Here is an 18,944-nt window from a genome sequence, read left to right on the forward strand (position 1 = left end):
CCTCATTTTCTACATTTCCTGCCTAAAAGAATAGCATGTTTTCCCTTAAAAGAAAAATAGAGTGAAGTACTGCTTAATGAGAGAATTGTGGTACAATACAAAAGTTAGAGTTCAGCACTATCCTGCTATTTGTAGGCGATAAGACTAAAACCTCAAGATTTAGGAGAAGTAAATAGGGAGTCTGTTAGCCTGTAAATGCTCGAATGGTTCAACTAATAAGGAGTAGGAGAGAAGTCTCCAACTAATTATAGTTTCACTTTATGTAGATGTAGGAGGATTTTTGTATGTCCGATTCGAAATTTCTGCGCGGAACGCTTATTGTTACGCTAGGGACATTTTTAGTAAAGTTCTTAGGCATGATTTACGTCTTTCCGTTTCATGCATTAGTAGGCACAGAAGGCGGAACGCTCTATACATATGGATACATTCCATATACGATCTTTTTAAGTATCGCAACGGCAGGTGTGCCGCTTGCTGTTTCAAAATTTGTTTCCAAATATAATGCGCTTGGCGATTATAAAACGAGCCGGAGAATGTTCCGCTCGGGAATGGTTATGATGATAGTAACAGGAGTTCTTTCGTTCCTAGTACTGTACATGACGGCGCCATTGTTTGCAGAAGCGATGCTTGGTAAACAAAGTATACACAATAATGTAGGAGAAGTTACGACGATCATTCGTCTTGTAAGTTTCGCACTTATTGTTGTACCAGCAGCGAGTTTAATTCGTGGTTATTTCCAAGGTCACCAGTCTATGGGACCAACTACCGTTTCACAAATTATTGAACAAATTATTCGTATCGTCTTTTTATTAGCTGGTAGTTTTATCGTTATTAAAGTACTTGGCGGTACAGTTGCAACAGCAGTTGGAGTAGCGACGTTTGCTGCGTTCGTTTCAGCGGTTGGAGCACTCGGTGTGTTAATTTGGTACTGGTTAAAACGTAAAAAATATTTGGATCAATATTTAATTGAACAAACTGTACCAGAATCAACAGTAAGTACCGTTCAGTTGTTTAAAGAGTTATTCGCATATGCGATTCCTTACGTTGTAATTGGGTTAACAATTCCTTTATATCAACAAATTGATACATTGACATTTAACTCAATTATGCAGGCGATTGGTCAAGGTGATATCGCAGAGCGAGCGCTTGGTATTTTCACAATGTGGACGCATAAGTTAATTATGATTCCTGTATCACTTGCAACAGCGTTTAGTTTAACGCTTGTACCAGCAATTACAAAATCATTTACTGAAAAACAATACCGCTATTTGAAATTACAAATTACACAAACATTCCAAGCAAATATGTTTTTAACATTGCCAGCAGTTATCGGTATTTCAACACTTGCATATCCAATTTACACTGCTTTCTATGACTCAGATCCATTAGGTGGACAAGTATTAATGTGGTATGCACCAGTTGCATTGTTATTTGCTTTATTTACAGTAACAGCGGCAATTCTTCAAGGGATTAATCAGCAAAAGCATGCGATTGTCGCGCTTATTATGGGTGTTATTTTGAAATTTGTATGTAACGTAATCTTTATTCGTTATTTCGGTACAGTAGGAGCAATTCTAGCGACCGCAGTTGGTTTCTTAGCTTCTGTTTGGTATACAAATCGACAAATTAAAAAATACGCACACTATTCATTCGGTGTTGTATATAAAAGAACATTCCAAATTGCAGTACTGACACTTATAATGGTCGTTGCTGTAAAACTATCACAATGGCTTCTATCCTTCATGATTTCGCCTGATGGCCGTATTGGTGCTCTTATAACAGTTGCGATTTGTGCAGGTATTGGCGGTCTTGTTTACGGATTGTTAGCAATTCGCACAGGAGTACTTGAAAGAGTATTTGGCGGAGAAGCATTAGATAAAATTCAACGTAAACTTGGTAGTAGATTTAAAATAAAGTTGAAATCAAGAGGGGCGTAATTACGTCCCCTTTTCTATGATAAATAAAGAAGGTGAAAAACGTGAGATTAGATAAATTATTAGCGAATATGGGATATGGAAGTAGAAAAGAAGTAAAGAAATTATTGAAAGATGGCGTTGTGAAAATTGATGGAACGCCAGTAAAAGATGCGAAAGTTCATGTAAATGTAGAAGAGCAAGAAGTTATGATTCACGGTGAAGTTGTGGAATACAAAGAGTTTGTTTACTTAATGATGCATAAACCACAAGGTGTTATTTCAGCGACGGAAGATGATAATCATGAAACAGTAATAGATTTATTAGAATTAGAAGATGCAATCTTTGATCCGTTCCCAGTTGGACGACTTGATATCGATACGGAAGGTTTCTTATTGATAACAAATGATGGGAAGTTATCACATCAATTATTATCTCCGAAAAAGCATGTGCCGAAAAAATATTATGCACACGTTGCAGGAGTAGTAACAGAAGAGGATGTAAAAGAGTTTGCTAAAGGTGTTATTTTAGACGATGGCTATGAAACAAAGCCAGGTGCGCTTACAATATTGAAAAGCGATGATATTTCTGAAATTGAGCTTGTGATTACGGAAGGGAAATTCCATCAAGTGAAGCGTATGTTTGAAGCGGTAGGGAAAAAAGTAGTCTACCTAAAGAGAACAGAGATGGGTCCGTTAGTATTAGATGAAGAACTAGAACTTGGACAATACCGAGAGCTAACAGATGAAGAAGTAGAAATGTTAAGAACATATCAAGTAGATACTGAAAAGTAGTACCTTTATAGGTACAGAAAAAACCCCTTTCTAATAGTTAGAAAGGGGTATGTATTTATTTACATACAATTATTTTTCGTTATGAGGTCATTCTCACTTTCTTTCCTGTTGTTGTCCACTTACCGCGGCAAGGGCTATACACGAGTTCATTAAACTGCAACACATTTAGATCACGTTGTATCGTTCGCGGTGTGATCCCGAACTCATCTACAAGGTCTTTCGTCGTTACCGTTCCGTTTTCATTGATGTACATATAAATTGATTTAATGCGTGTTAGCATACGAGTAGTTGTAGGTTTCAAGAGAAAACCACTCCTCTACTAGTTTTTTTGACCCCATTCAGGAAAGAAGGTCGTTACTACCATTGTACTCTACATGATAAAATTCATGCTTTAATCTACTTAAATTTTACAAAAGTTTAACAAATATTTATATAGAAAAATATTGGTAGTTGACATTGTATATATGGTCAGTCAACTAACACATAAAATTCTACGTAAAACGCCAAATTCCTGCAAATTTTTTTGAAAAAATAAAAGAAAAACTAATAAGAAATGTCTGAAATATTGCAATTGTTCGGTATTTAGTTTTCGTGTATGGCATAAGGGATTTCGGTTTGCTATGATGAAAGAGATAATATAGTGAAGGATGGATGCGTGATGTCAGCGATTAATTGGACTGAAGAAGTTGCAAAACGAAAAGATGATTTAATTCGTGATACACAACAATTTTTACAAATTAAAAGTGTATGGGAAGAAGAATCCGCGAAAGAAGGCGCACCATTCGGTGAAGGTGTAGAAAAAGCGCTATCTTTCATGTTACATAAAGGAGAAGCTGAAGGTTTTGCTTCTAAAAATTTAGAAGGATATGCAGGTCATCTTGAAATGGGACAAGGAGAAGAGTTAGTAGGTATTCTTTGTCACGTTGATGTTGTACCAGAAGGAGATGGCTGGACGACTCCTGCGTATAGTGCGGATATTCGCGACGGAAAGATTTTTGCACGTGGTGCAATTGACGATAAAGGCCCAACGATGGCAGCATATTATGCGATGAAAATTGTGAAAGAATTAGGCTTACCTCTTTCAAAACGTGTTCGTATGATTATAGGAACAGATGAGGAAAGCAATTGGAAATGTGTAGATCACTACTTTAAAAACGAAGAAATGCCAACAATCGGTTTTGCACCAGATGCAGACTTTCCAATTATTAATGCAGAAAAAGGAATTTCTGATATACAAGTTGTGCAAAATGATAGTGAAGAGAAAAAAGGTACATATGAACTTGTTTCATTTGATTCAGGGCGCCGTTTAAATATGGTTCCTGATTTTGCAGAAGCGGTTATTACAGGAGAAGATGTAAATGCACTTACAGTAGCATATGAAGAGTATTTACAAACTGCTAAAAAAATAGGGAAATCGACTATAGAAGGCAATACAGTGACGTTGCAAATAGAAGGAATTTCAGCGCACGGATCTACTCCTGAAAAAGGAGAAAATGCAGGTTTATTATTAGCAAACTTCTTAACTACAGTTTCACTTGATGGAAAAGCAACTGCATTTGCGACATTTGCAACAGAAACATTTACTGGTGATATTTTTGGTGAAAAAGCTACTATTGCTTATAAAGATGAAATTAGCGGTCCATTAACAGTGAATGTTGGTCGCCTTTCTTATACGAAAGAGAATGGTGGTAATTTAGGATTAAACGTACGTTACCCAGTTACGACTAACTTTGAAGAAATGATTGCAAAGTTAAAAGAATATGTAGGTACGTATGGATTTGCAGTAGTAGACTATTCTAACTCTCGTCCGCATCACGTTGATAAAGATCACGAGTTAATTCGTACGTTGCAACGTGTATATGAGGAACAAACAGGTGAAAAAGCTGAATTGTTAGCAATCGGCGGAGGTACTTATGCTCGCTCATTAAAAGCTGGTGTGGCATTTGGACCGCTATTCCCTGGAAAAGAAGAACTTGCGCATCAAAAAGATGAGTACATTGAAATTGAAGACTTATTAAAAGCAACAGCAATTTATGCGCAAGCAATTCATGAACTAGCGAAGTAAAGTGAAACTTTAATCGCCGATATATGAATAATGACCGCTCTCTACTTTAGAGGGCGGCTTCTTTTTAATTGAATGAGATAAGAAAGAAAAGAAACAATAGAAAGAAGGAGACGGTGTACATGGATAGGCATTATTTTGTCGCAATTACTTTACCAAATCATATAAAAGAAGTGCTGTCTAACTATAAAGAGGATACGAATGAGGAATTACCATTTCGCTCGTGGGTACATAAGGAAGATTATCATATTACCCTTTCCTTTTTAGGAGGTGCGACAGAAGAACAGTTAAAAGGGATAAAGAATGGATTACAAACACTTACAAAAACAAAAGAACTATCGTTCACGTTACAAGGTTTTTCAACGTTTGGTAGAGAAGATCAGCCCCGTATTTTTTGGGCGAAGGTAAGTGAGAATCACGATTTGTTTCAGTTGCAAAAGCAAGTACATGCCATTTGTGAAGAAAATGGATTTTCTCTAGAAACACGCCCATATCATCCGCATATTACTGTTGCTCGTAAATGGATAGGAGAAGAAAAGTTTCATTTAGAAAGTATAAAAGAAGTCCCTGAAATATCATTTCAAGCAGATACAATTACTTTATACGAATCCCACGTGAAAGAAACCCCGAAGTATAAATCGATTGCTGAAATAAAATTACAAAAATAGAATGGTGAAAACGTTTTTTATGCAGGTGAATATACTATAGAGAAGAATGGAGTTACTGTATAGAGTCTTGTTGATAAGAAAAGCCTTATCATTTGCAGCTCATTTTATCTCGCTCATTAAAGTTTCACTTTATTTTAACTTTGAGAATGATGGTGATTTTTTTATGTTGAAAGTAAAACGTCCATTTGATGCCTATTTAGATGAAATGAATAAAATTACAATTTTGCTCCCACATGCGTATGGAACAAGTCGGACATTTCGTTTGCAAGAAGGAAGTAATGTGAAAGATTTACCGATTGCTCATACGATTGCGCTTCCAGATGCAACGAAGTATGAGTGCTTTATAGAAGAGCCGCTAGATGTGGGAAAGTATTATACAGTACGAGATGAACGGAATGAAGAAACGGATTTACAAATAGGTGCTGTTATTCGAACAACAATTTTCGATGAAAAGTATTATTACGAAGGTACAGATTTAGGTGCTGTGTATCAAAAAGAAGAAACGACATTTAAAGTATGGGCCCCAACTGCAAGGCTTGCGAAAGTAAGAATTTATAAGAGCGATAAAGAATATGCCGATCATGAAATGTACAGGGGAGAAAACGGAGTTTGGATTCAAACATTACAAGGTGATTTAGACGGAGCGCGCTATACATTTCTTGTTTGTATTAATTTAATATGGAACGAAGCTGTAGATCCTTATGCAAAGTCGGTGACGGTAAACGGAAAACACGGTGTTGTTATCGATTTAGAAAAAACGAATGTAACAAGAAGAGAAGGATTACCACCATTACAATCAATGACAGATGCCATATTGTATGAACTGCATATTCGTGATGCGACTATACATCAAAATAGTGGAGTGATTCAAAAGGGAACATATAAAGGATTGATGGAAGAGGGAACAACAGGACGGAACGGGACTTTAACAGGGTTGTCTCATATAAAAGATTTAGGTGTTACACATGTTGAACTATTACCGTTATATTGTTTCGGTGGTGTAGATGAGGCGAATCCTTCATCTGCCTATAATTGGGGGTATAATCCATTATATTACAATGCACCAACAGGATTTTATGCTACAAATCCCTCTGATCCGTATAACAGGATAGTAGAGTGTAAACAGTTGATCGAGACATTTCATGAGCATGGCATTAGGGTAATTATAGATGTTGTATATAATCATGTTTATGAAAGAGAGCTATCATCATTTGAAAAGCTTGTTCCAGGATACTATTTTCGTCATGGTGAAGATGGTATGCCTTCTAATGGGACGGGAGTCGGAAATGATATAGCATCTGAACGGAAAATGATGAGGAAATTCATTGTAGAGTCTATTTTATATTGGCTTACTGAATACAATGTCGATGGATTCCGATTCGACTTAATGGGAATTTTAGATGTTGATACAATGAATATGATAGAAAAAGAAGTGCGAAACATAAAACGAGATGCTTTGTTATTAGGAGAAGGATGGGATTTACAAACACCGCTTCCTCGTGAGGAAAAAGCAACGTTAAATAATGCGAAGAAAATGCCACATATGGCGCAGTTTAATGATCAATTTCGTGATGGGATAAAAGGGAGTACATTTCATATAAATAAGCGTGGTTTTGCATTTGGTGGGCATGTAGACTGTAATCATTTGCAGTATATTGCAGCAGGAAGTCTTTTAAGTATGAAAGAAACAGGGCTGTTTCTAGAGCCGGCGCAAAGCATTAACTATGTAGAATGTCATGATAATATGACGATGTGGGATAAACTAGTGCGCAGTAATGAAGAATCAGAAGCGATTTTGAAAAAACGTCACCTGCTAGCGAGCGCAATGGTTATTTTTTCACAAGGTATTCCTTTCTTGCATGCAGGACAAGAGTTTTATCGTACGAAGAAAGGAAATGAAAATAGCTATAATGCAAATGATGAGATCAATCAATTAGATTGGGATCAAAAAGAGAAAGAAATAGAGACCGTTAACTATATAAAAGGTTTAATTGCGATTCGTAAAGAGCATGGGGCATTCCGATTACAAAACGCAGACCTTATAAAAAAACATATGACTTTTTTACAAACATCTACAGAAGTACTTGCATATCACCTAGAGCATGCAGAATCGTTTGGGCCGTGGAAAGAGATTGTCGTTTTATTTAATAGCGGTTTAGAAGCTAAAACTGTGCAACTTCCGAAAGAAGAAACGTGGCATGTGATAGTAGACGAAAAGCAAGCGAAAATAGAGCCAATTTCTTCATTTAGAGGAAAGGAACTTAGGCTCGCTCCAATTAGCACGTATATATTGACGATAATGTGACAAATCGCTACTTGACGATGAGAATGTAATAAATGTAGAATTGACAAAGGTGACGATTTTGATAAGTTGTCATTCTATGACAGGTTTTGTAAAATAAAATAGAGAATTTTTGGCTGAGGCTAATTTTTCTTTTCATTTACAGTAAAATATATGAATCCACAACATGTGTAGAAATGTTGCGGTTTTTCTTTTCATAACTATAAAAGATAAGGATTTGTTAACGGGTAATGAATATGGAATGGTTGGAACAATTATTAGGAAAAGAGTGGAGTCTTGTACCGGCTGGTGGAGTAACGGGCGATGCATATATTGCGCAAAACGGACAACAGAAGTTATTTTTAAAGCGGAATACATCGCCCTTTTTAGCGGTATTGTCAGCAGAAGGAATTGTTCCAAAATTACTTTGGACAAGAAGGGTAACGAACGGTGATGTAATTTCTGCTCAAAAATGGCTTCCGGGACAGAAGTTAGAGCCAGAGGATATGAAACTAGAACGTGTTGCGAAACTTTTGAAGAAAATTCACTCCTCTAAAGCGCTTGTACAGATGATTCAAAGACTTGGGAAGCAACCGCTTCACGCACAAGAGTTATTACAACAACTGCAACTCGTTTTAAGAGGAGATATAAGGGATGATGAAACAATTCAGCAAGGCCTTCAATATTTAATGGATTCATTAAAAGCTATTGAATACAATGAATTCGTTGTATGCCATTGTGATGTAAACCATAACAACTGGATATTGTCGGATGAAGATGAGTTGTTTTTAATTGATTGGGATGGAGCTGTAATTGCTGACCCAGCTCTAGACCTTGGTATGTTATTATATTGGTACATTCCGCGCCAGGAGTGGAGTGAGTGGCTCGGTTTTTATGATATTGAAATGGATGAATCGCTGCTTAGGCGCATGAGATGGTATGTGATAGCACAAACGATTTTGTCTATTCAATGGCATACAACAAAAAAACAGCAAGCAGAAGCTGAATATTGGCATCAATATTTACAGCAACTACTTGCTTCAGAATAATACTTAAGAAAAATTGTCCATTCCAGCAATCCACTGAGTAAGTTGTTCTTGATTATTGGAAATATGGTTGTCCAAATTAGAGGAAGATTTACCCGATTGACTATAAGAATATACATCGTTTAGCATTGTTTTAGCGTCACTACTTATATTATCGTTTGCGAGTAACGATTGAATGAGGCGCTCTAATTGCTCGCATTCTGAAACTGTCCCGCAGCAATCACTTTGGTGGTTGACTAAAATATCTTTCAGCACTTCTAATTGATGTTGTTGATTAATTGGCATGAACGGATCATCCTTTCGATTGTTTTTCTCTTCAAATGTAAGAGAAAAAGCTGTTTCGTCATGGAATGTTTAATGCTGTATGTAGTTTTTATCAAAATGGTACATCTTATACTTGAAAGAAACGGACCGAGTGCTCGTACGTACTTGGTTTTTTGTTTGGTAGATTGATTAAAAAAAGAAAGAAGGAATTATTCCTTTAAAATAGTTTTGTAAAGAGAGGGAGACATCTATGCGTTTAAGACATAAACCATATGCAATGGATCGAATTAACGAGTATTCACATATCGTAATCGGAAACCCAGAGGAGCGCGCTGGTAACTGGAAAGAAGTATTTGGAAATGAACAACCAATTCATATTGAAGTAGGTACAGGGCGTGGCCGCTTTATGTATGATATGGCAAAAGCGAATCCACATATTAATTATATTGGAATTGAAAAATTCACAAGTGTTGTTGTAGATGCACTTGATAAATTAATTGAAGAAGAAGTGCCGAACTTAAAGTTAATTAATAAAGATGCTGAAGATTTAACAGTTTTCTTTGCAAAAGGTGAGATTGATCGCGTTTATTTAAACTTCTCAGATCCATGGCCAAAGAAGCGTCATACGAAGCGTCGTTTAACGTATAAAACGTTTTTACGCAATTATGAAGAAGTGTTAGTAGAAGGCGGAGAAATTCATTTCAAAACAGATAACCAAGGTTTATTTGAATATTCTCTTATGAGTATGGCTGAGTATGGTATGTTACTAACTTACTTAAGCTTAGATCTTCATAACAGCGACTTTGAAGGTAACATCATGACTGAATACGAAGAGAAATTCTCTAGTAAAGGTCATCGTATTTACCGAGTTGAAGCAAAATATCGTACAGAGCCTATGCAGTAATGCATAGGTTTTTTTACATCTAAAATAATCAGAATTTTATGTTAAGATTAATTGAAAGGGGGATGTGTAATGGAACAGTTACAAATTGGAGATATAAAAGTAACGTGGTTAAAAGGCGGAAATACACATTTAGATGGAGGGGCAATGTTTGGTGTTGTGCCGAAAGTACTTTGGTCACGTAAATATAAACATAATGACACAAATCATATTTACTTACGAACAGATCCGTTACTTTTACAAACGAAAGATGGAAATATGCTCATTGATTCAGGAATAGGAAACGGTAAGTTGGATGAGAAGATGAAACGAAATCAAGGTGTAACAGAAGAATCATCGGTTTATGAATCGTTAGAAAAACAGGGATTAAAGCCTGAAGATATTCAATATGTTTTAATGACACACCTTCATTTTGATCATGCATCTGGCCTAACAAAATGGGATGGGGATCACCTTGTACCAGCGTTTCCAAATGCGAAAGTTTACGTAAGTGAAACAGAGTGGAATGAAATGAGGAACCCAAATATTAGATCCCGTAATACATATTGGAAGGAAAATTGGGAACCGATTGTAGATCAAGTTGTTACGTTTCAGCAAGAAATAGAAATTACAGATGAAATCAAGATGGCACATACGGGTGGGCATAGTGATGGACATGCAGTCATCATTTTGGAGAGTCAAGGGGAAACGATGCTACATTTAGCAGATCTCTTGCCGACGCACGCGCATCAAAATGTATTATGGGTAATGGCATACGATGATTATCCGATGACCTCGATTGAAAATAAACAAAAATGGATGAAGTATGGTGCTGAAAAAGAGGCATGGTTTACGTTTTACCATGACGCATATTATCGCGCTGTGAAGTGGAATGAGGAAGGTCATATCGTAGAAAAAATAGAACGGAAAACGAGTATAGAAGCATAAAAATAGGAGGTTGTTCCATCATATTTATTGGAGCAGCTTCTTTTTTATTGTCGGGTTTTGTCGGTAAGTCGATATATTTAAAAAATCGCTGATATAATTTTAATCAATACCCGCAATTTCAAAAAAATAAGAGGTTCACCTAGTGGGAACCCTCCGTTTTATGCTGCTATAACCTCTAAAACAGTACCTGTTTTAGCATCAACTAAAAATTCAAATCGTTCTTGTATATCATCTAACATTGTTGTAAGACCGCCGCGATAAACTTCATATGCGACATCATATTTTTCAAATGTCTCTGGAACCATATGTACCCAAGAGCCAGTAATTTCACCTTTATGACTTAATGCTTGTTTCACCATTTTCAATGCTTTTTCTGAAGAAATATGGGATTGTTCTTGTACTTTGTTTGCAACGAGATAACCAGCTGCGAACCCAACGCCAAGACCTGCTACTAAACCTTTCCAGCTCATATATTCACCTCAATTCTATAAAATAAAAATAGTGTACCAATAATAATTATAAAGCAAATACAGCTAAAAAAGAAGAAACTAGAAACATTTCGAAAATTTCGTTACAATAAAAGAGGTATTCTACTAAGGTTTGAAAGAAGGGGACTTCGTGAATAAAGAGACATTGCAATTATTTCGTACGTTAACAGAATTACAAGGTGCATCAGGTTTTGAACATGATGTACGCCGTTTTATGAAACAAGAATTAAGCAAATATGCGGATGAAATTGTACAAGACGGTTTAGGTAGCGTATTTGGTCTGAAAAAAGGGGACGAAACTGGCCCGCGTGTTCTTGTAGCAGGTCATATGGATGAAGTAGGTTTCATGGTTACGCAAATTACGAAAAACGGAATGCTTCGTTTTCAAACGTTAGGCGGCTGGTGGAGCCAAGTTTTATTAGCGCAGCGTGTACAAGTTATGACGAAGAATGGTCCTGTTATTGGGGTTGTTGGTTCTATTCCTCCTCATTTATTAAGTGACGCGCAACGTGCAAAACCGATGGATATAAAAAATATGTTAATTGATATAGGTGCAGATAGTTATGAAGATGCGATTGAAATTGGTGTAAAACCAGGACAACAAATCGTGCCGATTTGCCCATTCACACCGATGGCAAATGAGAAGAAAATTATGGCGAAAGCTTGGGACAACCGTTACGGATGTGGTCTTGCAATCGAATTGTTAAAAGAATTAAAAGATGAAACATTACCAAATACATTATATTCTGGTGCTACTGTACAAGAAGAAGTAGGTCTTCGCGGAGCGCAAACCGCTGCAAATATGATTCAACCAGACATTTTCTATGCGCTTGATGCAAGTCCAGCAAACGATGCATCTGGTGACAAAACGCAGTTCGGTCAATTAGGAAAAGGTGCCCTTCTTCGTATTTACGATCGCACGATGGTAACACATAGAGGAATGCGCGAATTCATTTTAGATACAGCAGAAACAAACAACATTCCGTACCAATACTTTATTTCACAAGGTGGTACAGATGCTGGCCGTGTACATACAAGTAACTCTGGTATCCCATCAGCAGTAATTGGTGTTTGTGCACGCTACATTCATACACATGCTTCAATTTTACATGTTGATGATTATGCAGCGGCGAAAGAATTAATTACGAAGCTTGTAAGAACAACAGATAAAACGACGTTAGAGACAATTAAGAATAACGCGTAGAGAAGAAGGGCGAAAAACCCTTCTTTTTTTAGGTTGAATAGATGACCCAGCGATGATTGGGAGCGGTCAGTGCTTAATTGGTGTTCGAATGATGTATGAAGACTCCAAGTAGGAAGTGAGAGGAAGGCTGTTTTTGTTTTCGAAGACGGTAATGTTGCTAGAAAAAACCTTCTTTTTTAGGCTGAATAGATGACTTGGTGATATGTGGTAGTGGTTGATACTTAATTCGTATCTGATGCGGATATTAGAATAGAATGATGAATTTTTATAGAGGTGAACGAAATGAAGGTAGTAGTTGGATCGAAGAATAAAACGAAGGTTGGCGCTGTGGAGAAGGTTTGGAAAGATGCTGAAATTACATCTCTTTCTGTTCCTTCAGGAGTAGCAAATCAGCCGTTTTCAGATGAAGAGACGATGCAAGGAGCGATTAATAGAGCGAAGCGAGCGCTAGAGGAAGGAGGAGCTCAAATTGGTATTGGGCTAGAAGGCGGCGTAATGAAAACGGAGTACGGTTTATTTATGTGTAATTGGGGCGCGCTAGCAACAAGTGATGGTAAAATATTTGTTGCCGGCGGGGCACGTATTACGTTACCGGATGATTTTTTAGCACCTCTTGAAGAGGGCAAGGAGTTAAGTGAAGTGATGGAAGAGTTTGTACATAGAAAAGATATTCGTAGTCACGAAGGTGCAATCGGTATTTTTACAGATGATTATGTTGATCGTACGGAATTATTTGTACACGTTGTTAAGTTACTTGTTGGGCAATATAAGTATGACGAAAAGCAAGCATAAACCTTGCACCATGCGTGATGTATGGTAGTATAAAAGAAAGATTATAACATGAAAACATGCACTCGTTAGAGGAGGAAATATAGATGAAGTCATTAGAAAGCATGGAGCAATTCCAACAATTAAAAAATGAAGAGAATGTAGTCTTTATGTTCTCAGCAGAATGGTGCCCAGACTGCCGTTTTGTAGACCCATTTATGCCAGAAGTAGAAGAGAAATATAGTGATTTCTCATTTTACTATGTAGATCGTGATGAGTTTATTGATCTATGTGTAAAATTAGACGTATTTGGCATTCCGAGCTTTGTAGCGTACAATAAGGGTGAAGAAACTGGTCGCTATGTAAACAAAGATCGTAAAACACAAGAACAAATCGAAGAGTTTATTGAAGGTTTAAAATAAGGCAATTTGCCAATTGAATTGTAAAACAACCTCTACCTTCGCGGGGGAGGTTATTTTTTTGGAAGGGAGGAAAAAGAGATGAAGATGACAAGTAAAAAGATGAAAGACGAGTTAATGAAGAAATTATCTCGCCCAGAATGGGACTTTCAGTATGATAGCGAGAAAGAAGTTCTACGTATTGAACAGAAAGACTCTAAAAAAGGTATTAACGTATCGCTTCCAGGAGTTGTGGCAAAATGGGAAGTGAATAAAGAAAAAGCAATTGAAGAGGTTGCTTATTATGTACAAGAAGCGCTAATTGCGATGCATAAAGAAGAAAATAGCGGAGCGAAAATTTTACCTGTTATTCGCTCTACTTCTTTCCCGAAACAAGCAGAAGAAGGAAATCCGTTTATTATGACGGATCATACGGCGGAAACACGTATTTACTATGCGTTAGATTCGAATAAAACGTATCGACTAATCGATGAGCGTCTGTTACAAAAATTAGAACTTACAGAACAGCAAGTACGTGAAATGGCATTATTCAATGCTCGTTCATTAGGTTATGAATTTAAACAAGACACAGTAGCGGGTAATACATTCTACTTTTTAAACACAAATGATGGATATGACGCGACGCGTATTTTAAACGAATCGTTACTACAATCGATGCGTGAAAAGATTTCTGGTGACATGGTTGTTGCTGTTCCTCACCAAGATGTATTAATTATTGCTGATATCGTTAACGAAATCGGTTATGATATTATTGCACAAATGACAATGAAATTTTTTGCCGAAGGGCATGTTCCGATTACATCACTTTCATTCGTATATGAAGATGGAGAGTTTGAACCAATCTTTATTTTAGCGAAAAATCGGAAGAAGACAGATGGAAAAGAGAAAGGATGAACGAAGTGAACGTTTTTTACAACCTTGAAGGAATTGGTGACACTTTAATTGTTGCCTTACAAGATATTACTTTAGAGAACCGTACTTTTGATCGCAAAGGAGATGTTGCTCGCGTTTATGATCGTGAAAGCAACGTAACGGGAGGATTCAACATCTTTAATGCATCTTCTTATTTAGAAGTAACAGAAACAGGTAACCTTACATTAACGAAAGAGCTTGTTGAGAAAATCAACGAAATTTTAGCGAAGAACGGCTTTGAAGAAACAGTAGAAGCAGATCTTTCTCCGAAATTTGTTGTAGGTTATGTAGCTGAAAAAGAAAAGCATCCAAATGCTGATAAGTTAAACATCTGTAAAGTAGAAATCGGTACAGAAACATTACAAATCGTATGTGGCGCACCAAACGTTGATGCAGGACAAAAAGTTGTCGTTGCAAAAATCGGTGCTGTAATGCCAAGCGGTATGTTAATCAAGCCAGCTGAGCTTCGCGGTGTTCCTTCTTCTGGAATGATCTGCTCTGCACGTGAATTAGAGCTTCCAGACGCTCCACAAGAAAAAGGTATTCTTGTATTAGAAGATAGTTTTGAAGTTGGACAAGAATTTAAATTTTAATTGATATAAGAAAAGAGAGGTTGTCCTTTTGGGCAGCCTCTCTTTTTTGTCATTTTTGTTGGTAAGTCGAAATTTCGTGTTGAATCGTTAATATATTGAGAGTTGTGATAGATATACTCAAAAAATCGTAAATATGATAAAGGTGTCACCTTTTGTCTTAAAATCTATATTGTATTTTATAAACAAACTAGTTAAAATTTAGAAAAATAGAAGGGGATAGACGTATGAAACAACAACCAAAAATCGCAGAACTTCTAAAACGAATTGAAACTTCAAAACAGCAAGATGTTGAGCTAGGTACTTATGAAATATATGTGTTTAGTGAAAGTGAATTAGAAAAAGGACAAATCGGTTACCGATATGATAAACATAAAAAGTCATTAATAAGTGAAGAAAACGGAAAGTGGCAAGAAGGATGGATTGCAATTGGATATGAAACGGATATGGGCGATCCAGTTTTCGTAAATATAGATGATGACGCTTATCCAGTTTATACTGCAGAACGTGGTACAGAAACATGGCAGCCAGTTTATATTGGAAATATGGATGAGATTATAGGGCAATTATAAGAAAAACTTTGAATCCGGTGCAAAGTGATGGGAGAGAAGTATGAAGTATATAAAAATAATGAGCATGATTGCATTCATTGGAATATATATGGCCGGTTGTTCACAAGAGCAGCCGAAAAAAGAAACTACATCTTCTATACAAGAGAAAAACAAAGATACCAAAGAAGACGCACCGGTAGAAAAGCAGCAAGAACAAGAAAAGAACGAAGAATCGCAAGTAGAACAGAGGCAAGAGGAAGTATCAGCCGAGGAAAAGAAAGAAGAAACTACAACTGTGCCGCCAATTGAGCAACCAGTGCAAAATAATGAACAAAAAGTAGAGAGTAATGAAAAGCAAGGAAAGTTTCTCGTCGTTATTGATCCAGGGCATCAACAAAAAGCGAATTTAAATTTAGAGCCAATTGGACCAGGGGCAACAACGCAAAAATATAAAGTGACAGACGGTACAACAGGTGTTGTGACGAAAAAGAGAGAGGCTGTACTTGTATTAGAAATGGCTTTTTTATTAAAAGAAAAGCTTGAAGCAAAAGGGATACAAGTATTAATGACGAGAACATCACAAGACGTTGATATAAGTAATAAAGAACGGGCGACATTCGCAAATAATCATAAGGCTAATTTATTTTTACGTCTTCATGCAGATGGTTCTGAAAATCCAAACGAAAGTGGATTTGCTGTATTGACGCCGGCAGAAGGAAGTCCGTATACGAAAGAGATTTATGCGGAAAGTCTTCAAATCTCTCAAATGATTGTAAATAAAATGAGGGAGAACCAGCAAGTAAAAGTAAATGGAATTAAATTTAGGGATGACCTTTCTGGATTCAATTGGTCCAAAGTACCTGGCGTACTATTAGAACTTGGGTTTATGTCAAACCATGAAGAAGATAAAAAATTATCTGACCCGCAGTATGTAAATTCTTTATTGCAAAGTGTAACGGATAGTGTAGATGCATATCGGAAGAGTAAAGCTTAAGCGCAGTCTTACATGAAAGGCTGCGTTTTTCCATATGAAAACACTCGTAAATTAGAATATTGTGGATAAATATGACATGCTTAATTTTACCTGCACTTTTCGCCGAATGCTGATACAATAAAGGATGTTACTATTTAGTAGAAAGAGTGGTAAGCATGTTAGATTGGATGAAAAAGCTGTTTAACAAAGAGGAAGAACAAACAGCGATGAATAAAGAAGTACCAAAGCAAATTGAAAGTCAGCCGAAAATTCCTCGTGTAAACCACTACACTGAAGCAAGAGAAGCACAAATGGCAAGTAGGAATGCAGGTAAATGCCGTTTTCCTTTAGTACCGGATAATGGGTTCGATGAAGAGGATGAAAGCGAAGTAAATCGCTTTGAAGAACAACCTGTTCAAGGAGTAGCATATGAAGAACCGACTGCCCAAAGAGGAATAAAGGTGGAAAGAAGCAGACGACCGTATGTGGAAAAGGTAGTTTCTACATATGAAGAGCCGGAAGTGCAATATGAACCGGTGCGGGAGTCTGTCGTTAAAAAGGCATCTGCACCTTCGCAAGAGAGTAACCGTAGACCATTTCGTCCAACAGAAATGATTTCGCCAATTTATGGATATAATCGTCCTTCAGTAGAGAAAAAGGTTGAAAAGCAGGAGGAAGTAAAAGAAAGAGAAGATCTTGAAATATCTGTAGAGGGAAAAGCAGTTGTTGATGCATGGTTAGAGAAAAAAGGATATAAATTATCTGATTTCTCAGAAGGACAAGCAACGTCTTCTGCTCCAGGTGAAGTAGTTGAACAGAAAGGCCAACAGAGCAAAAAAGAAGAAAAATCAGTTGTTGATCAATGGCTAGAGAAAAACGGTTATGAAATTGAACGCCAAGTGCCTTTAGTAGAAGAAAAAGAAGTGATTAAAGAAATGAGTACACCGCAGGAAGTTTCAGCGGATGAATTACTTCATAAAACAGTAGCTGAGCAGATGGAAAGTGCTAAGCTAGAAAAAGATGTAGTGGTGTTAAACGAAAACAATCTACAAGAAGAATTAGTAGCTTCTAAAGTAGAGCACGAGGATACAATATTATCAGAAGAAATTAAACGTAATACAGAAATAAAACAACCTACTATTGAAGTAGAAAAGCAAGCTCCAGAAGAATCAGTGATTGTCAAAGCAGAAGAAAAACTTGAAGAAACAATCATTGTGGAAATACCAGAAGAGCTAGAAGAAGTGGAAGTAATTACAGAAACAGAAGAGCTAGAAGAAGTGGAAGTAATCGCGGAAACAGAAGAGCTAGAAGAAGTAGAAGTAATCGCAGAAGCAGAAGAGTCAGAAGAAGTGGAAGTAATCGCAGAAGCAGAAGAGTCAGAAGAAGTGGAAGTAATTGCAGAAACAGAAGAGCCAGAAGAAGTAGAAGTAATTGCAGAAATGGAAGAAGTAGAAGAAGTGGAAGTAATTGCAGAAACAGAAGAGCCAGAAGAAGTAGAAGTAATTGCAGAAATGGAAGAAGTAGAAGAAGTAGAAGTAATCACAGAAGCAGAAGAGTCAGAAAAGTAATTGCAGAAACAGAAGAATCAGAAGAAGTGGAAGTAATTGCAGAAACAGAAGAATCAGAAGAAGTGGAAGTAATTGAAGAAGCAGAAGCGAAAGAAAATGCAGAAACAGAAGAAGCAGAAGAAGTGGAAGTAATTGCAGAAACAGAAGAATCAGAAGAAGTGGAAGTAATTGCAGAAGCAGAAGAGTCAGAAGAAGTGGAAGTAATTGCAGAAGCGGAAGAGTCAGAAGAAGTAGAAGTAATTGCAGAAACAGAAGAGCTAGAAGAAGTGGAAGTGATTGCGGAAACAGAAGAGCTAGAAGAAGTGGAAGTGATCGCAGAAACAAAAGGGCCTGTAGTAGAGACATTTGTAGCACTTGAGGAAATTCAGCAAGAAGATGAAGTAATTGAACAAAACAGTGAATTCATACATGTAGCTGAGGCTGATGAACAGACAAAGAACGATGTTCAAAGCTTTGCGAATGTTTTAATTGCAGAAACAGAAGAAAATAAACGAGTTGTAGAAGAAGCACCGGAGAGAAATCAGTTGTAGAAGAAGCACCGGTCGTAGAAGAGAAATCAGTTGTAGAAGAAGCACCGGTCGTAGAAGAGAAATCAGTTGTAGAAGAAGTGCCGGA

The 18,944-nt window shown here is 36.9% G+C and carries 18 protein-coding genes and 1 pseudogene; 16 read left to right on the forward strand and 3 right to left on the reverse strand.

Annotated features, from left to right (window positions below; translation table 11 throughout):
* Positions 1–284 precede the first annotated feature (284 nt).
* Entirely contained in the window at positions 285–1,937 is a 1,653-nt protein-coding gene (locus DN400_RS11880) for a putative polysaccharide biosynthesis protein (protein WP_001284026.1), read from the forward strand.
* 41 nt (positions 1,938–1,978) lie between these two features.
* Positions 1,979–2,707: a pseudouridine synthase gene (locus tag DN400_RS11885; protein WP_001234948.1), complete on the forward strand. Its 729-nt coding sequence runs from the start codon at positions 1,979–1,981 to the stop codon at positions 2,705–2,707.
* Between the two features lie 79 nt (positions 2,708–2,786).
* Here DN400_RS11885 and DN400_RS11890 read toward each other — a convergent pair whose 3' ends face one another.
* A complete protein-coding gene (locus tag DN400_RS11890; RefSeq protein ID WP_000805512.1) occupies positions 2,787–3,008 on the reverse strand; it encodes a DeoR family transcriptional regulator in 222 nt (73 codons plus the stop codon).
* Between the two features lie 357 nt (positions 3,009–3,365).
* Here DN400_RS11890 and pepV point away from each other — a divergent pair, with 357 nt between their 5' ends.
* From pepV to DN400_RS11910, 4 genes are all read left to right on the forward strand, one after another.
* Complete coding sequence (gene pepV / locus DN400_RS11895) at positions 3,366–4,772, forward strand: dipeptidase PepV (protein WP_001274229.1); 1,407 nt, start codon at positions 3,366–3,368, stop codon at positions 4,770–4,772.
* Positions 4,773–4,891: 119 nt separating this feature from the next.
* Entirely contained in the window at positions 4,892–5,437 is a 546-nt protein-coding gene (thpR, locus tag DN400_RS11900) for an RNA 2',3'-cyclic phosphodiesterase (RefSeq protein WP_000373841.1), read from the forward strand.
* Between the two features lie 163 nt (positions 5,438–5,600).
* Entirely contained in the window at positions 5,601–7,742 is a 2,142-nt protein-coding gene (pulA, locus tag DN400_RS11905; RefSeq protein ID WP_000921759.1) for a type I pullulanase, read from the forward strand.
* Positions 7,743–7,969: 227 nt separating this feature from the next.
* Entirely contained in the window at positions 7,970–8,767 is a 798-nt protein-coding gene (locus DN400_RS11910; RefSeq protein WP_002094168.1) for a phosphotransferase family protein, read from the forward strand.
* Positions 8,768–8,770: 3 nt separating this feature from the next.
* On the opposite strand, the gene DN400_RS11915 is transcribed toward DN400_RS11910, so the two are convergent.
* The gene (locus DN400_RS11915) at positions 8,771–9,049 is read right to left on the reverse strand and encodes a YtzH-like family protein (protein ID WP_001122235.1); all 279 of its coding nucleotides are present in this window, start codon (positions 9,047–9,049) and stop codon (positions 8,771–8,773) included.
* Between the two features lie 229 nt (positions 9,050–9,278).
* Here DN400_RS11915 and trmB point away from each other — a divergent pair, with 229 nt between their 5' ends.
* Together trmB and DN400_RS11925 are read left to right on the forward strand one after the other, a co-directional pair.
* The gene (gene trmB, locus DN400_RS11920) at positions 9,279–9,932 is read left to right on the forward strand and encodes a tRNA (guanosine(46)-N7)-methyltransferase TrmB (protein WP_001239383.1); all 654 of its coding nucleotides are present in this window, start codon (positions 9,279–9,281) and stop codon (positions 9,930–9,932) included.
* 69 nt (positions 9,933–10,001) lie between these two features.
* The gene (locus DN400_RS11925; protein ID WP_000436840.1) at positions 10,002–10,856 is read left to right on the forward strand and encodes a YtnP family quorum-quenching lactonase; all 855 of its coding nucleotides are present in this window, start codon (positions 10,002–10,004) and stop codon (positions 10,854–10,856) included.
* A gap of 158 nt (positions 10,857–11,014) precedes the next feature.
* Here DN400_RS11925 and DN400_RS11930 read toward each other — a convergent pair whose 3' ends face one another.
* The gene (locus DN400_RS11930; RefSeq protein WP_000118541.1) at positions 11,015–11,326 is read right to left on the reverse strand and encodes a PepSY domain-containing protein; all 312 of its coding nucleotides are present in this window, start codon (positions 11,324–11,326) and stop codon (positions 11,015–11,017) included.
* 148 nt (positions 11,327–11,474) lie between these two features.
* On the opposite strand from DN400_RS11930, the gene DN400_RS11935 reads away from it, so the two are divergent.
* From DN400_RS11935 to DN400_RS29860, 8 genes and pseudogenes are all read left to right on the forward strand, one after another.
* The gene (locus DN400_RS11935) at positions 11,475–12,548 is read left to right on the forward strand and encodes a M42 family metallopeptidase (protein WP_001031517.1); all 1,074 of its coding nucleotides are present in this window, start codon (positions 11,475–11,477) and stop codon (positions 12,546–12,548) included.
* Positions 12,549–12,830: 282 nt separating this feature from the next.
* Positions 12,831–13,340, forward strand: coding sequence for a DUF84 family protein (locus DN400_RS11940; RefSeq protein WP_000869932.1), 510 nt, complete (start codon positions 12,831–12,833; stop codon positions 13,338–13,340).
* 83 nt (positions 13,341–13,423) lie between these two features.
* Positions 13,424–13,738 carry a thioredoxin family protein gene (locus DN400_RS11945; RefSeq protein WP_000838193.1) on the forward strand — a complete coding sequence of 105 codons (315 nt, stop codon included), beginning with the start codon at positions 13,424–13,426 and terminating at the stop codon, positions 13,736–13,738.
* A gap of 78 nt (positions 13,739–13,816) precedes the next feature.
* The gene (locus tag DN400_RS11950; protein WP_000784606.1) at positions 13,817–14,629 is read left to right on the forward strand and encodes a DUF1444 domain-containing protein; all 813 of its coding nucleotides are present in this window, start codon (positions 13,817–13,819) and stop codon (positions 14,627–14,629) included.
* Positions 14,626–15,240, forward strand: a complete 615-nt coding sequence (gene ytpR, locus DN400_RS11955) for a YtpR family tRNA-binding protein (protein WP_001006777.1) — start codon at positions 14,626–14,628, stop codon at positions 15,238–15,240. Before DN400_RS11950 ends, ytpR begins: the two co-directional genes overlap by 4 nt.
* A gap of 224 nt (positions 15,241–15,464) precedes the next feature.
* Entirely contained in the window at positions 15,465–15,809 is a 345-nt protein-coding gene (locus tag DN400_RS11960) for a hypothetical protein (protein ID WP_000813348.1), read from the forward strand.
* Positions 15,810–15,849: 40 nt separating this feature from the next.
* Entirely contained in the window at positions 15,850–16,782 is a 933-nt protein-coding gene (locus DN400_RS11965; protein WP_000874048.1) for an N-acetylmuramoyl-L-alanine amidase, read from the forward strand.
* A 155-nt stretch (positions 16,783–16,937) separates the two neighbouring features.
* A pseudogene (locus DN400_RS29860) lies at positions 16,938–18,944 on the forward strand (DNA translocase FtsK); the annotation flags it as partial.

The sequence above is a fragment of the Bacillus sp. AR8-1 genome, assembly GCF_008042345.1.
Lineage (GTDB): Bacteria > Bacillota > Bacilli > Bacillales > Bacillaceae_G > Bacillus_A > Bacillus_A cereus.